Source organism: Mycobacterium sp. JS623, assembly GCF_000328565.1.
Taxonomy (GTDB): domain Bacteria; phylum Actinomycetota; class Actinomycetes; order Mycobacteriales; family Mycobacteriaceae; genus Mycobacterium.
The window spans coordinates 91041-108921 of sequence record NC_019966.1; the positions used below are offsets into that span (position 1 = coordinate 91041).

Consider the following 17881-nt stretch of genomic DNA (forward strand, 5'->3'; position numbering starts at 1 on the left):
GTTAGATGTCGACTGTCTTCAACATCCGAAACATCAAGACCGGCAACATCTCTCGGGGGGCGCTGATCATCGGTGCGCTGATCGTGATTCTCGCACTGGTGGCTGCCATCGTCGGCTGGAACGTGTACAAGAAGCTGACCACCAACACCGTCGTCGCCTATTTCCCGGAGACTTTGGCGCTGTATCCGGGCGACAAAGTGAACATCATGGGCATCAAGGTCGGCTCGATCGACAAGATCGAGCCGGCAGGCGACAAGATGAAGGTGACCTTCTCCTACGAGAACAAATACAAGGTCCCGGCCAACGCCACAGCGTCGATCCTGAATCCCAGCCTGGTCGCATCGCGCAATATCCAGCTGTCGCCGCCGTACACCGGCGGGCCCGTCATGGAAGACAACGCGGTCATTCCGATCGACCGGACGCAGGTGCCCGTCGAATACGATCAGCTCCGCGACTCGATCAACCGGATCCTGACCGAACTCGGGCCGACGAAGGACCAGCCGAAGGGGCCCTTCGGCGACATCATCGAATCGGCCGCGAACGGCTTCGCCGGCAAGGGCGATCAGCTCAACAAGACCCTGAAAGGACTGTCGGAGGCGCTCTACACCCTCAACGAGGGCCGGGGCGACTTCTTCAGCGTGATCAAGAGTCTGGCCCTGTTCGTCAACGCGCTGTACAAGAGCGATCAGCAGTTCGTCGCGCTGAATCACGATCTCGCGCAATTCACCAACGCGTTCACCAACACCGACCGCGAGGTGGCCAACGCGCTGCAGGACCTCAACCAGTTGTTGACGACGACCCGTCAGTTCATCAACAAGAACGGCGAGGTGCTGACCCACGACGTCAACAACTTGGCCGACGTGACCAATGCGATTCTGCAACCGGAGCCGCTCAACGGTCTGGAAACCGCCCTGCACGTGTTCCCGACGCTCGGTGCGAACCTGATGAACATCGTGTCGCCGGTCACCGGCGGTGTCATGGGCTTGCCCGCCATCGCCAACTTCGCGAACCCAATGCAGTTTGTGTGCAGCGCTATTCAGGCCGGCAGCCGATTGGGGTACCAAGAATCTGCCGAACTATGTGCCCAGTACTTGGCGCCCATCCTCGACGCGATCAAGTTCAACTTCCCCCCGATCGGTATCAATGAGTTCAACACCGCGATGACGCTGCCCAAGGAGATCGCGTACTCAGAGCCGCGTCTGCACCCGCCGGGGGGCTACAAGGACACCACGGTGCCCGGCGTCTTCTCCCGCGATACCTTGTTCTCGTTTGGTAACCACGAGCCGGGCTGGGTCGCCGCTCCCGGCATGCAGGGTGTCGACGTGCAACCGTTCACCTCCAACATGCTGACGCCGGAGTGCCTCGCAGAATTGATGGGTGGACCCGACTGTGTGATCCCCGGAGCTCCACCGGCCTTCGGGGCGCCGCCAGGGGGCAACCTGCCCGGCCCGCCGGACTCGTATAACGAGAACAACCCGCTGCCGCCGCCGTGGTATCCGCAGCCTGGGCCACCGCCTGCCCCGGCACCCGGGGTGATACCCGGTGACCCCGGTGGGTCGCCGCTGTCCGCGCCCGCTGCCGGGCCAGGCCCGGGCCCCGCCGCCCCGGCCGGGCCGCCGCCTGCGGGCCCGCCACTACCCGCTGAGGCAGGTCATTAGATGACTGCACGTAAATGGAGCAGGATCGCCCAGCGCAGCGTCGCGTTGATTGTGGTCGCATTGGTACTGAGCGCGTGCGGTTCGTGGAAGGGCATCGCCAATGTGCCGCTGCCCGGCGGACCGGGCACCGGCAGCAGGAACACGACGATCTACGTGCAGATGCCGGATACGTTGGCGCTCAACGTGAATAGCCGGGTACGCGTGGCCGATGTGTACGTCGGCCGGGTGCGGTCGATCGAGTTGAAGAACTGGGTCGCGACACTGACCCTCGAGCTGCAACCCGACGTGAAGCTACCGAAGAACACGCTGGCCAAGATCGGCCAGACCAGCCTGCTCGGCAGTCAACACGTGCAGCTCGATCCGCCGCCCAACCCCCAGGGTGAGCTGAAGAACGGTGACACCATCCCGCTGCAGAACAGCTCAGCCTTCCCCACCACCGAGCGGGTGCTGGCGAGCATCGCGACGATCCTGCGCGGGGGCGGCGTCCAGAACCTCGAAACGATCCAGACCGAGGTCAACAACCTGCTGACGGGCCGGGCCGATCAGATCCGTGCATTCCTCAACAAGTTGGACACTTTCACCGACCAACTGAATCAGCAGCGTCAGGACATCACGCGGGCCATTGATTCGACCAATCGGCTGTTGACGATCGTGGGCCAACGTGATCAGACACTCGATCGGGTACTCACCGAATTCCCGCCGCTTATCAAGCATTTCGCCGACACCCGGGATCTGTTCGCAAATGCGGTGGAGGCGCTCGGCCGGATCAGCAGGGCCGCCGACAATGCTCTGGCTCCGTCCAGCGATAACCTGCACACCAACCTGCAGAACCTCCAGCGGCCACTCAAGCAGCTCGGCCGGGCGTCGCCCTATCTGATCGGTGCCCTGAAGCTGATGCTCACCGCGCCGTTCTCCATCGAGAACGTGCCGAAGGTGGTCCGTGGCGACTTCCTCAACGTGTCGTTGATGGTCGACCTCACCCTGTCGGGACTGGACAACGGGTTCTTGTCGGGTACCGGTATCTCGGGCATGCTGCGCGCGCTCGAGCAGAGCTGGGGCCGCGACCCGGAGACGATGATTCCCGATGTGCGATTCACCCCGAATCCGCATGACGCGCCGAACGGTCCGCTGGTTGAAAGGGGTGAGTGAGCAGTGCTGACCCGTTTCATCAAGATCCAGCTGGTGCTGTTCACGATCCTGACGATCATCGCGATCGTCGTATTGGGCTGGTACTACCTGCGGGTGCCCAGCCTGGCCGGGATCGGGCAGTACAAGCTCTATGCCGACCTGCCCCGGTCCGGCGGTCTCTACGGGACCGCCAACGTGACATATCGGGGCACCCAGATCGGCAAAGTCACCGCCGTGGATCCCACAGAGCGTGGTGCGCGGGCCGAGATGAGCATCGACAGCCGGTTCAAGATCCCTGCGGACGCGACCGCGAACGTGCACTCCGTCTCGGCGATCGGTGAGCAGTACCTGGACATCGTCTCTACGGGCAACCCCGGTCGTTTCCTGTCCGACGGCCAGAACGTCGGCTCGATCAACGACAACACGGTGCCCAGCGAGGTCGGTCCGGCGCTGGACGCCGCCAACCGCGGGCTGGCCGTCCTGCCCAAGGAGAAGATCGACACGCTGCTCACCGAAACCTCGAAAGCGGTCGGCGGATTGGGCCCGGCTTTGCAGCGGCTGGTCGATTCCACCACGAACATTGCGCAGGGTTTCAAGGACAACCTGCCCGAGCTGAACGACATCATCGAGCACTCGACGCCGATCCTGCAGAGCCAAGCCGACTCCGGCGACAACATCGAGCAATGGGCCCGCAACCTCAACATCATCGCGGCCCAATCAGCCGAGCAGGACGCAGCCCTGCGTAGCGGACTTGAGCAGGCCGCGCCCACGTTGGACCAGGTGACGGCCGTGTTCAGCGATGTTCGCGATGCCCTACCGCAGACTCTCGCCAATCTGGCCGTCGTCTTCGACATGCTCAAGCGCTACCACAAGGGTCTCGAGCAGACGCTGGTGATCCTCCCGCAGGGTGCTGCGGTCGCGCAGGCCGGAACACTGTTCGACAATGTCGGTCAGCTGCCCTTGGCCCTGGGGATCAACCAGCCTCCGCCGTGTTTGACGGGGTTCCTGCCCGCCTCGCAGTGGCGGTCACCAGCCGACACCAGCATGGCGCCGCTGCCGTCGGGCACGTACTGCAAGATTCCGAAAGACTTCCAGGGCAACGTCGTTCGCGGCGCCCGCAACTATCCCTGTGCGGATGTGCCGGGCAAGCGCGCGGCGACACCGAGGGAGTGCCACAGTAACGAGCCGTATGTGCCCTTGGGTACCAACCCCTGGTATGGCGACCCGAACCAGATTCTGTCCTGCCCTGCTCCTGCGGCCCGCTGTGATCAGGGAGTCAATCCGGGGCGCGGAGTCATACCGGCGCCATCGGTCAACAACGGCCTCAATCCGCTGCCGGCTGATCAGTTGCCCCCACCGGCGCGGGCGTCTGCACCGACCAGCGACCCGGTGTCGCCGCCGGGGCAGGGTAGCGTCCAGTGCAGCGGGCAGCAGCCCAACCCGTGTACGTACACTCCCGCACAGGGGCCACCGGGTTCGACGGCTATCTACAGCCCGTCGAGCGGTGAGGTGGTCGGACCTGACGGCGTCAAGTACAACGTCAGCAATTCGAAGAACCCAGGAGACGACGGATGGAAGGAGATGCTGGCACCCGCCAGCTGAACCCCACCGATGCTGATGAAACGCCCGATGAGTCGTTAGCAGTATCCCTAGAACAATCGACAGACGCCTCTGAAGCCGAGGAATCGCTCGCGAAAGTCGAGGACGGCATCGACGACGCCACCGACGATCGCCGGCCGTCGCGGCTTGGCGTCGGCTCGGTGGTGTCCATCTGCGCGCTTCTTGTCATCCTGGCCGGCGGTGCGGCCGCCGGGGGATACCTGGCCTTGCGGTCTCACCACGCCAGTGAGGCCATTGCCCGCACCGAGGCAGCCGCCCTTGCCGCGGCCAGGGATTGTGTGACGGCCACGCAGGCGCCGGACACGGCAGCGATGCTGGCCAGCCAGTCCAAGATCATCGAATGCTCCACAGGCGCGTTCGGCTTGCAGGCGCCGCTGTACAGCAGCGTGCTGGCCGAGGCATATCAAGCGGCAAACGTTCAAGTGAAGGTGACGGATCTGCGCGCCGCGGTGGAGCGGCATAACGACGACGGCTCGATCGACGTGCTGGTGGCGCTGCGAACGAAGGTGACCAACTCCCAGGCCGCAGACCAGGAACAAGGGTATCGGCTCCGGGTGCAGATGGCGCCGGCCGATGGCACCTACAAGATCGCCGACATCAAGCAGGTCGCCTCGTGACCGCAACCCTCGACGCGGCGCCTCAGGCACCCGTTGAGCCGGCTGCGGGAGGTCCTGCCTCGTGGGCGGCGCGTGCTGGCGCCTTCCTGGTGGACATCTTTGTGGGGTTGGGCGTGATCGCCACGGCGGCGCTCCTCTGGAAAACAGCGCCGCCGCGGGATTGGACGTGGTGGGTGTTCGCAGTCGTTGTCGCGGTGGCAATCGTGTTGATGGCTGTCAACCGGCTACTGCTGCCGACGATTACAGGATGGTCGCTGGGCCGTGCGCTGTTCGGCATTGCCGTGCGCGGGCGCGACGGCTCGGCCGTTGGCGTGGCGAGGCTGCTCGGGCGCGACGTGGCTCACCTGCTCGATACCGCCGCGTTGTTCGTCGGCTGGGTGTGGCCGCTGTGGGATCGTCGTCGGCGAACATTCGCCGACCTGTTGCTCCGCACCGAGGTGCACAAGGTCGAGCCGCCGCATCGAGACATGCATCGCCCGGTAGCCGCAGTGCTCATCGCCGCGACGGCGCTGTGTACGGCGGGGGTCGGCCTGAGCTATCTGACGGTGTATGGGCATGAGCGCGCAGTGGTCTCGGCCCGCCAGCAGATCGCCGAGCAGGGCCCACGGATCGTCGAACAACTGCTGAGTTACAACGTGGACACGTTGCAGCAAGACTTCTCCCACGCGCAGTCGCTGACGACGGATGCCTATCGACCACAGCTGATCGCGCAGCAGCAGGCCGTGCTCAAGGCTGGCGCCACCAAGAACCAGTACTTCGCGGTCAGCAGCGCGGTGCTACGGACTCCCCAGGAGACCGCAGACCACATGTCGATGCTGTTGGCGATGCAGGGACAGCGCGGCGCCAACGCGAGCGACTTCAAGTTCATCACCGCCACGGTTCGGGCTGATTTCGACAAGTCGCGCGACGGGCAGTGGCGCGTCGCCAATCTCATTGTGCTGAAGAAGCCCCAGCTGAGTCAGGCAGGCCAATGAGTCCGCGTCGCAAGCTCGACGCGGACGAGCAGGACTTCTTCGAGGTGGTGCCCAAGCCGCCGCGGCGGTGGGGGCTGCCTGTCGTCGCTATCGTGGCGGCTTTGGTGATGGCCGCGGCGATCGGCGCCAGCACCTTCATGTTGATCCAGCATGTGAAAGACACCCAGGCGGCGACCAAAGAGGCGGACGCGTTGGGCTACGTGCGCCAATTCATGGTCGAATACACGACGTTGGACCCGTTCCACGCCAACGCGTATGCGGACCGGGTCCTGGCGCAGGGCACCGGTGAGTTCGCGAAGATGTTCAAGGACAAGCAGAACGAGATCCTGCTTCAGGTGGCTCGCGCCGAGCCGACCACCGGAAGCGTCCTCGAAGCCGGGCTGCAGCGGTGGCGCGACGACGGCAGCGCTGACGTGTTGGTGGCGACGAAGATTACGACGAAGTCGCCGGATGGGAAGCAGACAGTCGAGAGCGGAAGCCGTTGGGTGGCAACGGCGGTCAAGGAAGGACAGCAGTGGAAGATCAGCAACCTGATCCAGGTGATCTGACCAGTGCTGAACCGCCGGATCAGTCCGCGGAGCCTGTGAAGACACCGACCGGCAAGGCTGCCCGTCATCGTCATCGGATGCCGCGGCGTCAGCAGCTGGCTGCAAGCCGCGGGGACGCGGCCGAGACGAGCGCCGGCGAACCGGAGCCCGAACCCGAAGTCGCCGAGGAACCTGCCGCCATGCCGAGGCGCAGGGGTCTGTTCCGCCGTAAGCCGAAAGCTACTGAAGCTGAACCGGTTTCAGCGACGACGGACGAGGCCGCCGAACCGGAGACGGACTCCGGCGACGAGGCGCCGCAGGAAGACGTGGTGATGGTGCCGCACCGGCCTGCGGGGAAGCGGCTGACCATTGTGGCGGGCGTGGCGAGCGTTCTCTTCGTCGCAGCGGCCGGCTTCGCCGGTGCGATGTTGCAGCCATATCTGGCCGACCGGGCACTGGTGAACACCAAGCTGGACATCGCCAGGACGGCCGCAAACGCGATCACCACGCTATGGACCTACACCCCTGACAACATGGACGCCTTGCCGGAGCGGGCTGCCGGATATCTGGGGGGTGACTTCGCAAATGAGTACCGCAAGTACATCGACGCGATCGTGGCTACCAACAAGCAGGCTCAGGTCACCAACACCACGCAGGTGATGGGCACGGCCGTCGAGAGCGTGAGCCCCCAGGAGGCCACCGCCCTGGTGTACACGAATTCGGTTGCCACCAGCCCGGGTTCGAAGAACATCCCGTCCCTGCGTTACCTGTCCTACCGGTTGACCCTGCAGCGCCACGATGCGAAGTGGTTGATCACGCGGATGTCGACGGTGACGTCGTTCGATCTGACGCCGCAGCTGTAGCCGGGCATGCCGGTCGTCTCTCCCGTTTCTGAGCGGACGACGGTCGTTGGCCTGCTGCTGCTGACGTTCTCGACGGGCATCGTCGATGCGATCAGTGTGCTGGTGCTCGGCCACGTCTTCGTCGCGAACATGACCGGCAACGTGATCTTCCTCGGATTCTGGTTCGCACCGCACACCGTCGTGGACATGACCGCAGCGCTGGTCGCATTCGTCAGCTTTGTGACAGGCGCGGTACTCGGCGGTCGGCTGTCGCGACACCTCGACGGCAATGTCCGCCGCTGGCTCACCGTGACCCTCGGCGTCGAAGTCGCCATGCTTGCAACGCTGGCGATACTCAGCGGGGCGGGTGTGCTCGATTACCACGACAACACCAAGCTGATCCTGATCGCCGGGTTGGCGCTGACGTTCGGCAGCCAAGCCGCGACGGCCCGGCAGTTCGGCATCCAGGAGCTGTCCACCACGGTGCTGACGACGACGATCGTGGGCATCGGCTTCGACAGCCGAGTCGCCGGCGGCACCGGACATCGCGAGAAGCTGCGCTACAGCGTGGTGCTGACGATGTGCGCAGGAGCGTTCGTGGGCGCGACGTTGACGCGGTGGTTCGTCGCGCCGGTGATCGGGCTTTCCGCTGGCGTGGTGGCAGTTGCGGCGGTGGTCTTCCGATTCGGTCCGCGAAGAGGCGAGGGGACCGCGGACTAGTCTCGGGCGCATGCCCTCAGTACTCGTCACCGGCGCCAGTCGCGGAATCGGCAAGTCGATCGTCCAGCATTTGGCGGGGCGCGGCTGGGATGTCATCGCTGGAGTCCGCAGCGACGCCGATGGCGCCGCGGTGATCGCGCTGAACCCGCAGCGGATCTCCTCGGTTCTCCTCGACGTCACCGATGCCGGACACATCGCCGCACTCGACCGGTCGCTGCCAGAGCGGCTGGACGCGGTCGTCAACAACGCGGGCATTGTGGTGAGCGGGCCAATGGAGGCCCTCACGCCCGATGATTGGCGAAAGCAGCTGGAGATCAACGTGATCGGGCAGCTCGCCGTCACCAGGGCGGTGCTTCCGCGGCTACGTGCATCGCGGGGGCGGGTGGTGTTCATCTCAAGCGTGAACGGTCGCCTCTCGATGTCGCTGATCGGCGCCTACTGCGCAAGCAAGTTCGCGCTGGAGGCGGCCGCCGATGCCCTGCGAATGGAGTTGCGGCCCTGGGGCATTGGCGTGGTGATCGTCGAGCCCGCGCAGACCGACACCGACATGTGGCGCACCGCCGACGACATGGTCGAACAGACCGAGGCCGCACTGACGTCTGAGCACCGAGCCCTGTATGCAAAGCACATCGCGGGATTCAGGAAGACGATCCCGATATCCCAGAAGCTCGCCGTGCCCGCCGACAAGGTGTCCGCCGTGGTCGAGCAGGCGCTGACCGCGCGCAGACCGCGTGCGCGCTATCTCGTCGGCGCAGGCAACAAGCTGCAGGTGGCGCTGATGACGAACCTGCCAACGGCCGTGCGTGATGTGGTGTTGCGACGCGTGGCAGGCCAACCGTAGTGTTCGTCAAGCGCAGCGGTAGCGCGCCTGCAGGGTTCTTTGCCTGCGAAGCCGCTGGGCTGCAATGGCTTTCGGACGCCGACGGCGTGCCATGCGCCAAGGTGATCGGCTACGACGACGTCAGCCTGACGTTGGAGAGGCTGGAGGTCGCGGCGCCAACCCGCACCGCTGCGCATGAGTTCGGCCGTCGACTGGCCCGCACCCACGACGCCGGGGCGGATGCATTCGGTGCGCCACCGCAGGGATGGACGGGCCCCGGCTACTTCGGGCCGCTGCAGCAGCCGCTGCCCATGTCCTACACGGCTGGTGATCGGTGGGGCAGCTTCTACGCCAACGAACGATTGGCTCCGATGACCGGACGGGCGGCGAGCCAACTGGACACGCCCACGTGCAACGCCATCGACACTGTGATGGCGCACTGCGATGAGGGCGAGTTCGACGACGACGATCCGCCCGCCCGGTTGCACGGCGACCTGTGGAGCGGCAACGTGATGTGGACGCCCGGCGGCGCAGTGCTGATCGACCCGGCGGCCCACGGCGGGCACCGGGAAACAGACCTCGCCATGCTGGCGCTGTTCGGCTGCCCACATCTCGACGCGGTGATCGAGGGCTATCAGGCGCAGCGGCCGTTGCGCGAGGGCTGGCGGGACCGCGTCGGACTGCATCAGCTCTACCCGTTGCTTGCTCACGTGGCACTGTTCGGCGGCGGGTATGCGCGCCAGACGGCGTTTGCCGCAGCGAGTGCACTGCGTGCCGGCAAAGACCGATAACGGCCGAGCCGTCAATTGAACGCGAGCCAACTTGGCAGAGCGCGCTCGCGGGAGTCGCACAACACCTGACGGGTGTCGCAATTGCCGTCCGGTACACCGGCGCCCGCCCACATACCTCCCGTGTCGCGGCGCAACACGATCGCCGACGACCCGCCGCCGTCGAGCAGGATCGCCGTGTCGCTGCCAAGGCCGCGGAACAGGTCCTGGATCTGGTCCGGTGTGTAGCTGCCGCCTTGGAAGACGTACATCTCGTCCTTGCTCTTGGAGTAGGCGAGCGCAGTGCGAGCGGCGCTGGGCCCGCCGTCGTTGAGCTGTCCGGTGTCGCCGGGCGCCAGCAGTCCGATGCCGCTCACCGCCACGAACCGCGTGCCCTTGTCGACCAGACCTTGAATCGTGGCCGTGGCCGCGTCGTAATCCTGTGGGCCACTGGGCGATACGACATAAGGTGCGCCACTGACGGGCAGGATCATCGTCGACAGCGCGCTCCAGCTTTCGCCGCCGCCCGACAGTCCTTGCTTTCCGGCGTAGGGGACGGTGCCCGTCACCGCTGTGTTGGCCCGGCCCTGGCCCCGGGTGTTGTCGACGTAGGCGCCCAGCGGAGAACTGCATCCCGTGGACTTCCACGAGCCGCCCTTCTGGCCGCGCACGTCGAAGAAGTTGGCGTTGATCGCGATCGTCGGCTGGCCGAGTGCTTGCCACGCTTGCAGCGGCGTGTAGATCTCGGAGGCCTGCCAGAGGCCTTCGCCGGTGCGCGCCCGCGGATCTCGTTCACAGCGGGCTTGATAACCAGAGTGCGAATCGACGAGCAGGCGCGGCGCCAGGCGTTGCGCGGCGGACTTGATGATCATCAGGTGGCCACCACTGCTCATCTCGTACCAATTGCCTGCCCCGTTGAGCATCGGGGCTGGCGCGCCGCCGCCGAAGTTGTAGACGAGGTAGGAGCCGCGCGTGTTGGCGATGGCGCCTGCCAACAACTCACGGCCGTCGGCGGCGCGGGCGACCGGGCTGGCCGTCGTCGCCACCGCTGCGCACACCGACAACGCCACGGCACACGCCACGAATCGTCGCAGTATCGCGGGTGGAATTGGCACGGACGCCCCTTTGCTGAACCAGCAGAAGACCAGACAACATTAATCACAGCCGACACACAGTCAACTTTGATAACAGCTCAGCATCGGTTGGGCGTCGGGTGGGTCGCGCCCTCAGCTGCGCGGAGTGGGATTCGCCGAAACGGGTAATCCCGCGTTGGTCGGACTTTCAACGTGAGGAGCAGAAATGATCGGCACAATCATCAGTGCGATCGTCGTCGGAGCGATCGTTGGCGCGCTTGCGCGCCTCATCATGCCGGGCAAGCAGAGCATCGGCGTCATCATGACCATCGTGCTGGGCATCCTCGGGTCCTTGATCGGGTCGTGGGTGACCTATCAAGTTGGCTACTCCAACTCCAACGGCGGGTGGGCGGTCATTCCGTTCCTCGCTGGCGTGGTGGTGGCGATCATCTTGATCGCGGCCTACCTAGCCATCACCGGCAGGCGCGGTACCGGCACCCCCGCGCGTTAGCGCGGCGCTAACCGATAGACCGCGTTCGCGTAGTCGTCGGTGATATAGACGGCTCCGTCCGGTCCCGCCACCGCGGCGACCGGACGGCCCCATCTTGTGCCGTCATCGGCCTGGAAGCCACCAACGAGTGTCTGCGGATTACCGAGAGTGCCGTTGTCCCAGGGCAAGAACGTCACCTCCGGCGGGTACGGCGGTTGCCGGTTCCACGAACCGTGTACACCGACTAGCGCGCCGGAAGTGTAAGGGGAGGGCAGCACGCCCACAGTGAAGCTCATGCCGAGCGGGGCGGCGTGTGCGCCGAGGCTCTGTTCGACCGGCGGCAGTGCCGCACAGTCCAGCCTGCTGCCGTCGGCGTTGGTCTGCACGTCGCGGATGAACGGCAGGTTGGCCGGCCCGCCGTCGGGATTGCAGTAGGGCCAACCCAATTCGCGCCCGGGCGTCAGCCGAGCGACGGACTCGGGCGGATGGCCGCTGACGTAATCGGCGGTGGCCTCTCCGGTTTCAGGGTCGGCGACGTTATCGCGATTGTTGACCGCCGTCCACACCGAACCGTCCGGCCCTATCGCCAGCCCCGTTCCGTTGCGCACGCCGGTCGAGAACGGCTCAGCGGGGCCGCCGCCGGGCGGGATCCGCATGATGGTGGCGCGCGGCGGATTCGCGGAGCGATCGTCGGCGGTGATGTTGCCCGTCGATCCGATGGAGAAGTACACAGCGCCGTCGCGGCCGACCGCGACGCTCTTCAGCGCATGCGCGTAGGCGCCGTGCAGATCGGGGCTCTTGGCATCCGGCAGACGGTCGGCGACGGTGCTGCGGTTGCCGGCTTTGCCCCCGACGTAGTCGTAGGTGTCGATCTGATCGCTCTCGGCGACGTACAACGTGTTGTCGGCGAAGGCCAGGCCGTGAGGTTGGTCGAGGCCGTCGAGCAGCACGGAGTCGCGGCCGGATTCGAGCCTGACGATCTGCCCGCTGCTCGGCACAGAGATCAGCAGGCTTCCGTCCGGCGCAAACGCCGCCATTCGGGCCCTGGGGACCCGCGCCCACACCGAAAGCGTCCAGCCCGCTGGCACCAAAGCTTGGCGCGGTTGGTCGAATGGGGCTTGGGCCAGGTTCGGCTCGACCTGAACGGTCACCGGCACAAGGCCCGCGGCGGGGGGTGTGGCTGACACCGTCGGTGTGCTTGGCGTCGACGGCTCGGAGGAACACGCCGCAATCAGCACAACGCCGATCAGCGTGGCTCCAATTCGCTTACGCCGCAGCCAAACCCGCATGCATCTCCCAGACCAGAAGCTCCGCGGGTTCGGTAGCGGTGACGCGTTGGCCGCCGGAGGCCGTGAACCGCACCGCGTCGCCCTCGTGTAGTGGCCCGGCGCCTTCCAGAGTCACCTCACCGCGGGGGACGAACAGGTGCAAGTAGGGCGCTTCGGGCAACTCGACGGATTGGCCGGCCTGCAGGCGCGCGCCGTGCAGCGCGGCGTAGCGGTTGCGGATGGTGATGGCGGCGTCGTCGCTGTGTTCGGGCATACCGGACGCAATCGTGATCAGGCCGCCGCGCAGCAACTCGTCGTCGATCTCGAGCTGTTGGTAGCCCGGCGTGAGGCCCGACTCGTCGGGCACCACCCACATCTGCACGAAATGCACTGGCTCGTCATGGGTTTCAGAGCCAGTCAGGTTCCACGAGTCGTTCTTCTCCGAGTGCAGGATGCCGCGACCGGCCGACATGCGTTGGGCCAGGCCCGGGTAGATCACTCCCGAGTGTCCCGTCGAGTCCTGATGAACCAGTGAGCCGCGCAGCACCCACGTCACGATCTCCATGTCGCGGTGGGGATGGGTGTCAAACCCAGTACCGGGTGCGACCAGGTCGTCGTTGTTGACCAACAGCAGGCCGTGATGGGTGTTGTCGGGTGCGTAGTGGCTGCCGAACGAAAAGGAATGCTTGGAGTCCAGCCAGTCGATCTTGGTCTTCAAGCGATCGTCGGCACGCCGGATCTCGACAGTCATGGCATCTCCTTGGTCCTGGCCAGCCTAAGTGGGTAGCCTTGACTGCGACAACATACATGATGTGTCATGTATTCCATGTGGCTGACCGAGGAGCAACAGCAGATCTGGCGAGGGTACTTGGCGATGACGAACGGACTGCAGACCGCAATGCACCGTCAGTTGCAGCAGGACTGCGAATTGTCGCTGGCGGACTACGACGTACTGGTGGCGCTGTCCGAGCGGGGGCCGCAGCGGATCAACGAGCTCGGCGAGGCGCTGGGATGGGAGCAGAGCAGGCTGTCACATCAGCTGCGGCGGATGCGTGGCCGCGGTTTGGTGGACCGCCATGGCAGCGGCGTCGACCGTCGCGGCGCGACCGTCGAACTCACGTCTGCGGGACGTGCAGCGCTGGAGGCCGCGGCGCCAGGACACGCCGAGCTTGTCCGCTCAGTCGTCTTCGACGGGGTGAGCGCCGCGCAGCTGCGGTCGCTGAGCTCCTGGATTGGGCTGGTTACCAGTCGGCTTCGGTAGCCGAGCTACCAATCAGCTTCGGTGAACTTGATGACGCCGCGGATGTTCTTGCCGTCGAGCATGTCCTGATAGCCGTCGTTGATGTTCTCCAACGAATACGTCGTGGTGACCATCTCGTCGATCTTCAGCTGCCCGGACTTGTAGAGGCCGACCAGCTTCGGCGTCTCGATGTGCGAGCTGCCGCCGCCAAAGATGTTGCCCTTCAACGTCTTCTGCAACATCGTGAACAGGAACAGGTTGAGCTTGACGTCGACGTCCATCATCGAGCCCATGCCGGTGACCACGCAGGTGCCGGTCTTGGCCGTCAGGATCATCGCCTCTTCGAGGTACTCACCCTTCATCTCGCCCACCGCGATGATGGTCTTGTCGGCCATCAGCCCCTGGGTGACGTCGATCATCGGCGCGATGGCCTCGGCCATCGACGGATAGACATGCGTGGCGCCGAACTTGATGGCCTGGTCGCGCTTCCACTCGTTCGGGTCGATCGCGATGACGTTGCGGGCGCCGGAGATGACGGCGCCCTGCAGTGCGCTCATGCCGATGCCGCCGACACCGACGATCGCGACCGTCTCACCGGGCTGCACTTGGGCCACGTTGGTGGCCGAGCCGAAGCCGGTCGGCACCGCGCAGCCCATGATGGCGGCGGTCTCGAACGGGATGTCTTTGTCGATCTTGACGACGGAATCCTTGTGCACGGTCATGTACGGGGCGAACGTGCCGAGCAGGTTCATCGGCGACACCTCGGTGGTGCCGGCGTGCACGCGGCTGGTGCCGTCGGCGATGGCCTTGCCGCCGAGCAGCACGGCGCCGCGGTCGCACAACGAGCGGTAGCCCTTCAAACACGGCGGACACTCACCGCAGGCCGGGATGAAGGCGAGGATGACGTGGTCGCCCTCCTCGATGCCCCTGACGTTCTTGCCGACCTTGGTGACGACGCCAGCGCCCTCGTGACCGCCGAGCGCGGGCAGGCCGATCGGGGTGGCGCCGGTAGTCAGGTGATAGTCCGAGTGGCACATACCCGCGGCATGCATGCGGATCTGCACCTCATCGGCGACGGGGTCGCCAAGCTCGATCTGGTCGACGCGGAACGGGGAATTGAGCTCCCACAGCAGAGCCCCTTTGGTCTTCATGAATCGCGATCATAGAACACGTTCCAAAACAGGTGTCAACTAGCCCGCTGAAGTGCGTTTATGCCGGACTAGACCACGTTGTGTGCTGAAACAGCCACTGAGCGCAACAAAGCGCACAGAACAGGCCCAGAGCGACGCCTACAAGTGAGCAGGCAGACCGAACTTTTCGAAAGACGTCATGTGGAAGGCCACGACATGGCAGATGCCGTGCGGGCTGACCGCGAGGACGTGCATCTGGAAGGGCTCGTGCACGCCGGTCTCTCGGTTGATCATGTACAGCGCCGCGGCCGGCTGACCATTGGCGGTGGTGCGGATGAACTGCATATCGCCCGCCCGCTCGGCGGGGCAGTGCGTCTTCGACAGCAGGACGATGTTCTCCGGGCCCTGATACCAGCCGTCGAAGGGCGGCATCTCCCACACCGCGTCTGCGGTGAACAAATCGACCAGCTTGTCGATGTCGTAGTTCTCGAATGCGGCGATGTACCGGTCGAGCAGATCCTTGCTCTCGGGTGAGTCGGGCTCGGCCAGCTGGTCGTCCTCGCTGGGGCCCACCTCGTCGAGTTGCGCCCGCGCGCGTTGCAGCAGGCTGTTGACCGCGGCGGTCGACGAACCAATCGCGTCGGCGACCTCGGCGGCCTTCCACTGCAGCACCTCCCGCAACACCAGAACAGCGCGTTGTCGCGGTGAGAGATGTTGTAGTGCCGCGACGAACGCCAGCCGCACCGACTCGCGGGAGCCGACGATGGTCGAGGGGTCAGCGGAGTCGTCGGGCAGGGGTTCCAGCCAGGGCACCTCGTCGCGGGCGGCGATGTCGTCGACAGGGTCCGAGCTCGGCTGGCCAAGGCCCGTCGGCAACGGGCGGCGCTGCCGCGAGTCCAGCGCGGTCAGACAGGTATTGGTGGCAATCCGGTAGAGCCATGTCCGCAGCGACGACTGGCCCTTGAAGCCGCCGTACGCCTTCCATGCCCGCAGGTAAGTTTCCTGAACCAGGTCCTCGGCGTCGTGCAGCGAACCGGTCATCCGGTAGCAGTGCGCCAGCAGTTCACGCCGGTGGGGCTCGGCCTTGAGCAGGAACTCGTCATCGGTTTCATGAGCGAGGACGGTCACCTTGCCGAGCTTACGCAGACCGACCGACATGCACTCGCTACTCTCCCTTGATGGCCACTACGCGCAAGGAACGCAGCTTCGACGGGGTCGGCGGCGTGCGCATCGTCTACGACGTATGGACTCCGGATATCGAGCCGCGCGGCGTCGTCGTGCTGGCCCACGGCTACGCCGAGCACGCGCGCCGCTACGACCATGTCGCGCAACGATTCGGCGAATCCGGCCTCGTCACCTATGCGCTGGACCATCGAGGCCACGGCCGCTCCGGCGGCAAGCGCGTCTACCTGCGCGACATCTCCGAATACACCGACGACTTCCATACCCTTGTCGGCATCGCGGCCGCCGATCACCCCGGACTGAAGCGCGTCGTGCTTGGCCACAGCATGGGCGGCGGCATCGTCTTCGCCTACGGCGTGGAGCATCCCGGCGACTACGCGGCGATGGTGCTGTCGGGACCCGCCGTCGACGCGCAGGAGGGCGTGTCGCCGGTGATGGTCGTCGTCGCCAAACTGCTCGGCAAGATCATGCCGGGGCTGCCCGTCGAACAGCTGCCCACCGACGCGGTGTCTCGCGACCCCGAGGTGGTGGCCGCCTATAACGCCGACCCGATGGTTCACCACGGCAACCTGCCCGCAGGCATCGCCCGAGCGTTGATCGGCGTCGGAGAGACCATGCCCCAGCGAGCGGGTGCGCTCACCGCGCCGCTGCTCGTCGTGCACGGCGAGCAGGACAAGCTGATCCCCGTCGACGGCAGCAGGCGCCTGGTCGAATGCGTAGGTTCGACGGATGTGCACCTGAAGGCCTACCCCGAGCTGTACCACGAGGTGTTCAATGAGCCCGAACGCGCTGTGGTGCTCGACGACGTTTCGTCATGGATCGAGGTTCGCCTTTGAAAGGCGTTGTTGTCCTTGCGGTTTCGCTGGTGCTGGCACTTGCCGGCTGCTCGTCGGATGACCACCCCTGGGTCGACGATGACATCACCTTCGACGTGGCCGACGGCCTGACCATCCACGGCACCTATCACCACCAGCAAGGCGGCGGACCCGCGCCCGCGGCACTGTTGATCTCCGAGAGCGGCCCGACAGACCGCAACGGCGACAACACGGTCGTCGGTCCCATCGGCAACATGCGACAACTCTCCGAACAACTGTCGTCCCACGGCGTCGCGAGCCTGCGCTATGACAAGATCGGCACCGGCAAGACGGGCCTCGGCCCTTACCAGGCCCGCCCGAATGACGTCGTCAGCGCGGTCTACACGGCGGGCGCCCAAGCCGCGGTGCGCTACCTCGCCGATCAGCCCGGGACCGACAAAGACCGCATCTCGGTGTACGGCCTCGGTGAGGGCACCATCCACGCGATGGCGCTGGCCACCGACACCACGCGAGGTGCGCCAAAGGTCCACTCGCTCGGCCTGTTTCAGCCGTTGCCCGGCCGATACCTGGACATCATCACCAACCGGGTGCGCGGCGACGCGAGCGCCCAGACATTGGCGACGTGGCTGGCGGCCGTCAACGAGGTCCGGACCAAGGGCACGGTGTCCGACAAGCTGCCCGAAGGGCTGGGCGCCATCGTCAACCCCGGCAATGTGAGGGCTGTCGTCGAGACCGACAAGATCGATCCGATCGCGGAGGCCGCGAAGCTGCCCGCGGGCATGCCGGTCTTGTTCACCTGCTCGGACACCGACAGTCAGGCCAAGTGCGACGCCGAGCAACCGCTGATCGACGCGCTCAAGCACACCGCGCTCACCGTCGTGCAACTGCACGGCGTCAATCACGTGCTGCGCGACGACCCCAGCGACAGCATCGCGAACCTCACCAAACAAGGCCCACTTTCTCCACAGGTGGTCACGGCGCTCAACGTCTTCGTCGGAAAGTAGCCCTAG

The 17881-nt window shown here is 65.5% G+C and carries 19 protein-coding genes; 14 read left to right on the plus strand and 5 right to left on the minus strand.

All coding sequences use genetic code 11. The features are described from left to right. Positions 1-5: 5 nt before the first annotated feature. The 10 genes from MYCSM_RS00450 to MYCSM_RS00495 all read left to right on the plus strand — a co-directional run bounded on the left by MYCSM_RS00450 (position 6) and on the right by MYCSM_RS00495 (position 9697). Positions 6-1658 carry a virulence factor Mce family protein gene (locus tag MYCSM_RS00450; RefSeq protein ID WP_015304143.1) on the plus strand — a complete coding sequence of 551 codons (1653 nt, stop codon included), beginning with the start codon at positions 6-8 and terminating at the stop codon, positions 1656-1658. Next, positions 1659-2807, plus strand: a complete 1149-nt coding sequence (locus tag MYCSM_RS00455; protein ID WP_015304144.1) for a virulence factor Mce family protein — start codon at positions 1659-1661, stop codon at positions 2805-2807. 3 nt (positions 2808-2810) lie between these two features. Next, complete coding sequence (locus tag MYCSM_RS00460) at positions 2811-4388, plus strand: MCE family protein (protein WP_015304145.1); 1578 nt, start codon at positions 2811-2813, stop codon at positions 4386-4388. Next, positions 4358-5023, plus strand: coding sequence for a hypothetical protein (locus MYCSM_RS00465; RefSeq protein ID WP_015304146.1), 666 nt, complete (start codon positions 4358-4360; stop codon positions 5021-5023). Before MYCSM_RS00460 ends, MYCSM_RS00465 begins: the two co-directional genes overlap by 31 nt. Then, positions 5020-5997 carry an RDD family protein gene (locus MYCSM_RS00470; protein WP_015304147.1) on the plus strand — a complete coding sequence of 326 codons (978 nt, stop codon included), beginning with the start codon at positions 5020-5022 and terminating at the stop codon, positions 5995-5997. Before MYCSM_RS00465 ends, MYCSM_RS00470 begins: the two co-directional genes overlap by 4 nt. Next, a complete protein-coding gene (locus MYCSM_RS00475; RefSeq protein WP_015304148.1) occupies positions 5994-6545 on the plus strand; it encodes a hypothetical protein in 552 nt (183 codons plus the stop codon). Before MYCSM_RS00470 ends, MYCSM_RS00475 begins: the two co-directional genes overlap by 4 nt. A 77-nt stretch (positions 6546-6622) precedes the next feature. Further along, positions 6623-7387, plus strand: coding sequence for a hypothetical protein (locus MYCSM_RS00480; RefSeq protein WP_015304149.1), 765 nt, complete (start codon positions 6623-6625; stop codon positions 7385-7387). Positions 7388-7393: 6 nt separating this feature from the next. Continuing rightward, positions 7394-8086, plus strand: a complete 693-nt coding sequence (locus MYCSM_RS00485) for a YoaK family protein (RefSeq protein ID WP_015304150.1) — start codon at positions 7394-7396, stop codon at positions 8084-8086. A gap of 10 nt (positions 8087-8096) precedes the next feature. After that, the gene (locus tag MYCSM_RS00490; RefSeq protein WP_015304151.1) at positions 8097-8927 is read left to right on the plus strand and encodes an SDR family NAD(P)-dependent oxidoreductase; all 831 of its coding nucleotides are present in this window, start codon (positions 8097-8099) and stop codon (positions 8925-8927) included. Next, positions 8927-9697, plus strand: coding sequence for a fructosamine kinase family protein (locus MYCSM_RS00495; RefSeq protein WP_015304152.1), 771 nt, complete (start codon positions 8927-8929; stop codon positions 9695-9697). Before MYCSM_RS00490 ends, MYCSM_RS00495 begins: the two co-directional genes overlap by 1 nt. Positions 9698-9708: 11 nt before the next feature. On the opposite strand, the gene MYCSM_RS00500 is transcribed toward MYCSM_RS00495, so the two are convergent. Then, positions 9709-10821 carry a phosphodiester glycosidase family protein gene (locus MYCSM_RS00500; protein ID WP_051073685.1) on the minus strand — a complete coding sequence of 371 codons (1113 nt, stop codon included), beginning with the start codon at positions 10819-10821 and terminating at the stop codon, positions 9709-9711. Between the two features lie 151 nt (positions 10822-10972). Between MYCSM_RS00500 and MYCSM_RS00505 the strand changes: the two genes are divergently transcribed. Next, entirely contained in the window at positions 10973-11257 is a 285-nt protein-coding gene (locus MYCSM_RS00505) for a GlsB/YeaQ/YmgE family stress response membrane protein (RefSeq protein ID WP_015304154.1), read from the plus strand. On the opposite strand, the gene MYCSM_RS00510 is transcribed toward MYCSM_RS00505, so the two are convergent. Both MYCSM_RS00510 and MYCSM_RS00515 read right to left on the minus strand, forming a co-directional pair. After that, a complete protein-coding gene (locus MYCSM_RS00510) occupies positions 11254-12525 on the minus strand; it encodes a PQQ-dependent sugar dehydrogenase (protein WP_015304155.1) in 1272 nt (423 codons plus the stop codon). The two genes, MYCSM_RS00505 and MYCSM_RS00510, sit on opposite strands and share 4 nt — an antisense overlap. Continuing rightward, positions 12503-13255 carry a pirin family protein gene (locus tag MYCSM_RS00515; RefSeq protein ID WP_015304156.1) on the minus strand — a complete coding sequence of 251 codons (753 nt, stop codon included), beginning with the start codon at positions 13253-13255 and terminating at the stop codon, positions 12503-12505. Before MYCSM_RS00515 ends, MYCSM_RS00510 begins: the two co-directional genes overlap by 23 nt. A 66-nt stretch (positions 13256-13321) precedes the next feature. Between MYCSM_RS00515 and MYCSM_RS00520 the strand changes: the two genes are divergently transcribed. Next, entirely contained in the window at positions 13322-13765 is a 444-nt protein-coding gene (locus MYCSM_RS00520; RefSeq protein WP_015304157.1) for a MarR family winged helix-turn-helix transcriptional regulator, read from the plus strand. Positions 13766-13770: 5 nt separating this feature from the next. Here MYCSM_RS00520 and MYCSM_RS00525 read toward each other — a convergent pair whose 3' ends face one another. Continuing rightward, positions 13771-14895 carry an NDMA-dependent alcohol dehydrogenase gene (locus tag MYCSM_RS00525; RefSeq protein WP_015304158.1) on the minus strand — a complete coding sequence of 375 codons (1125 nt, stop codon included), beginning with the start codon at positions 14893-14895 and terminating at the stop codon, positions 13771-13773. A 138-nt stretch (positions 14896-15033) separates the two neighbouring features. Beyond that, the gene (locus MYCSM_RS00530) at positions 15034-16032 is read right to left on the minus strand and encodes a sigma-70 family RNA polymerase sigma factor (RefSeq protein WP_015304159.1); all 999 of its coding nucleotides are present in this window, start codon (positions 16030-16032) and stop codon (positions 15034-15036) included. Positions 16033-16052: 20 nt separating this feature from the next. Between MYCSM_RS00530 and MYCSM_RS00535 the strand changes: the two genes are divergently transcribed. Together MYCSM_RS00535 and MYCSM_RS00540 are read left to right on the plus strand one after the other, a co-directional pair. Further along, complete coding sequence (locus tag MYCSM_RS00535; RefSeq protein ID WP_015304160.1) at positions 16053-16892, plus strand: alpha/beta hydrolase; 840 nt, start codon at positions 16053-16055, stop codon at positions 16890-16892. Then, a complete protein-coding gene (locus MYCSM_RS00540; RefSeq protein ID WP_041311070.1) occupies positions 16889-17875 on the plus strand; it encodes an alpha/beta hydrolase family protein in 987 nt (328 codons plus the stop codon). Before MYCSM_RS00535 ends, MYCSM_RS00540 begins: the two co-directional genes overlap by 4 nt. Positions 17876-17881: the final 6 nt, after the last annotated feature.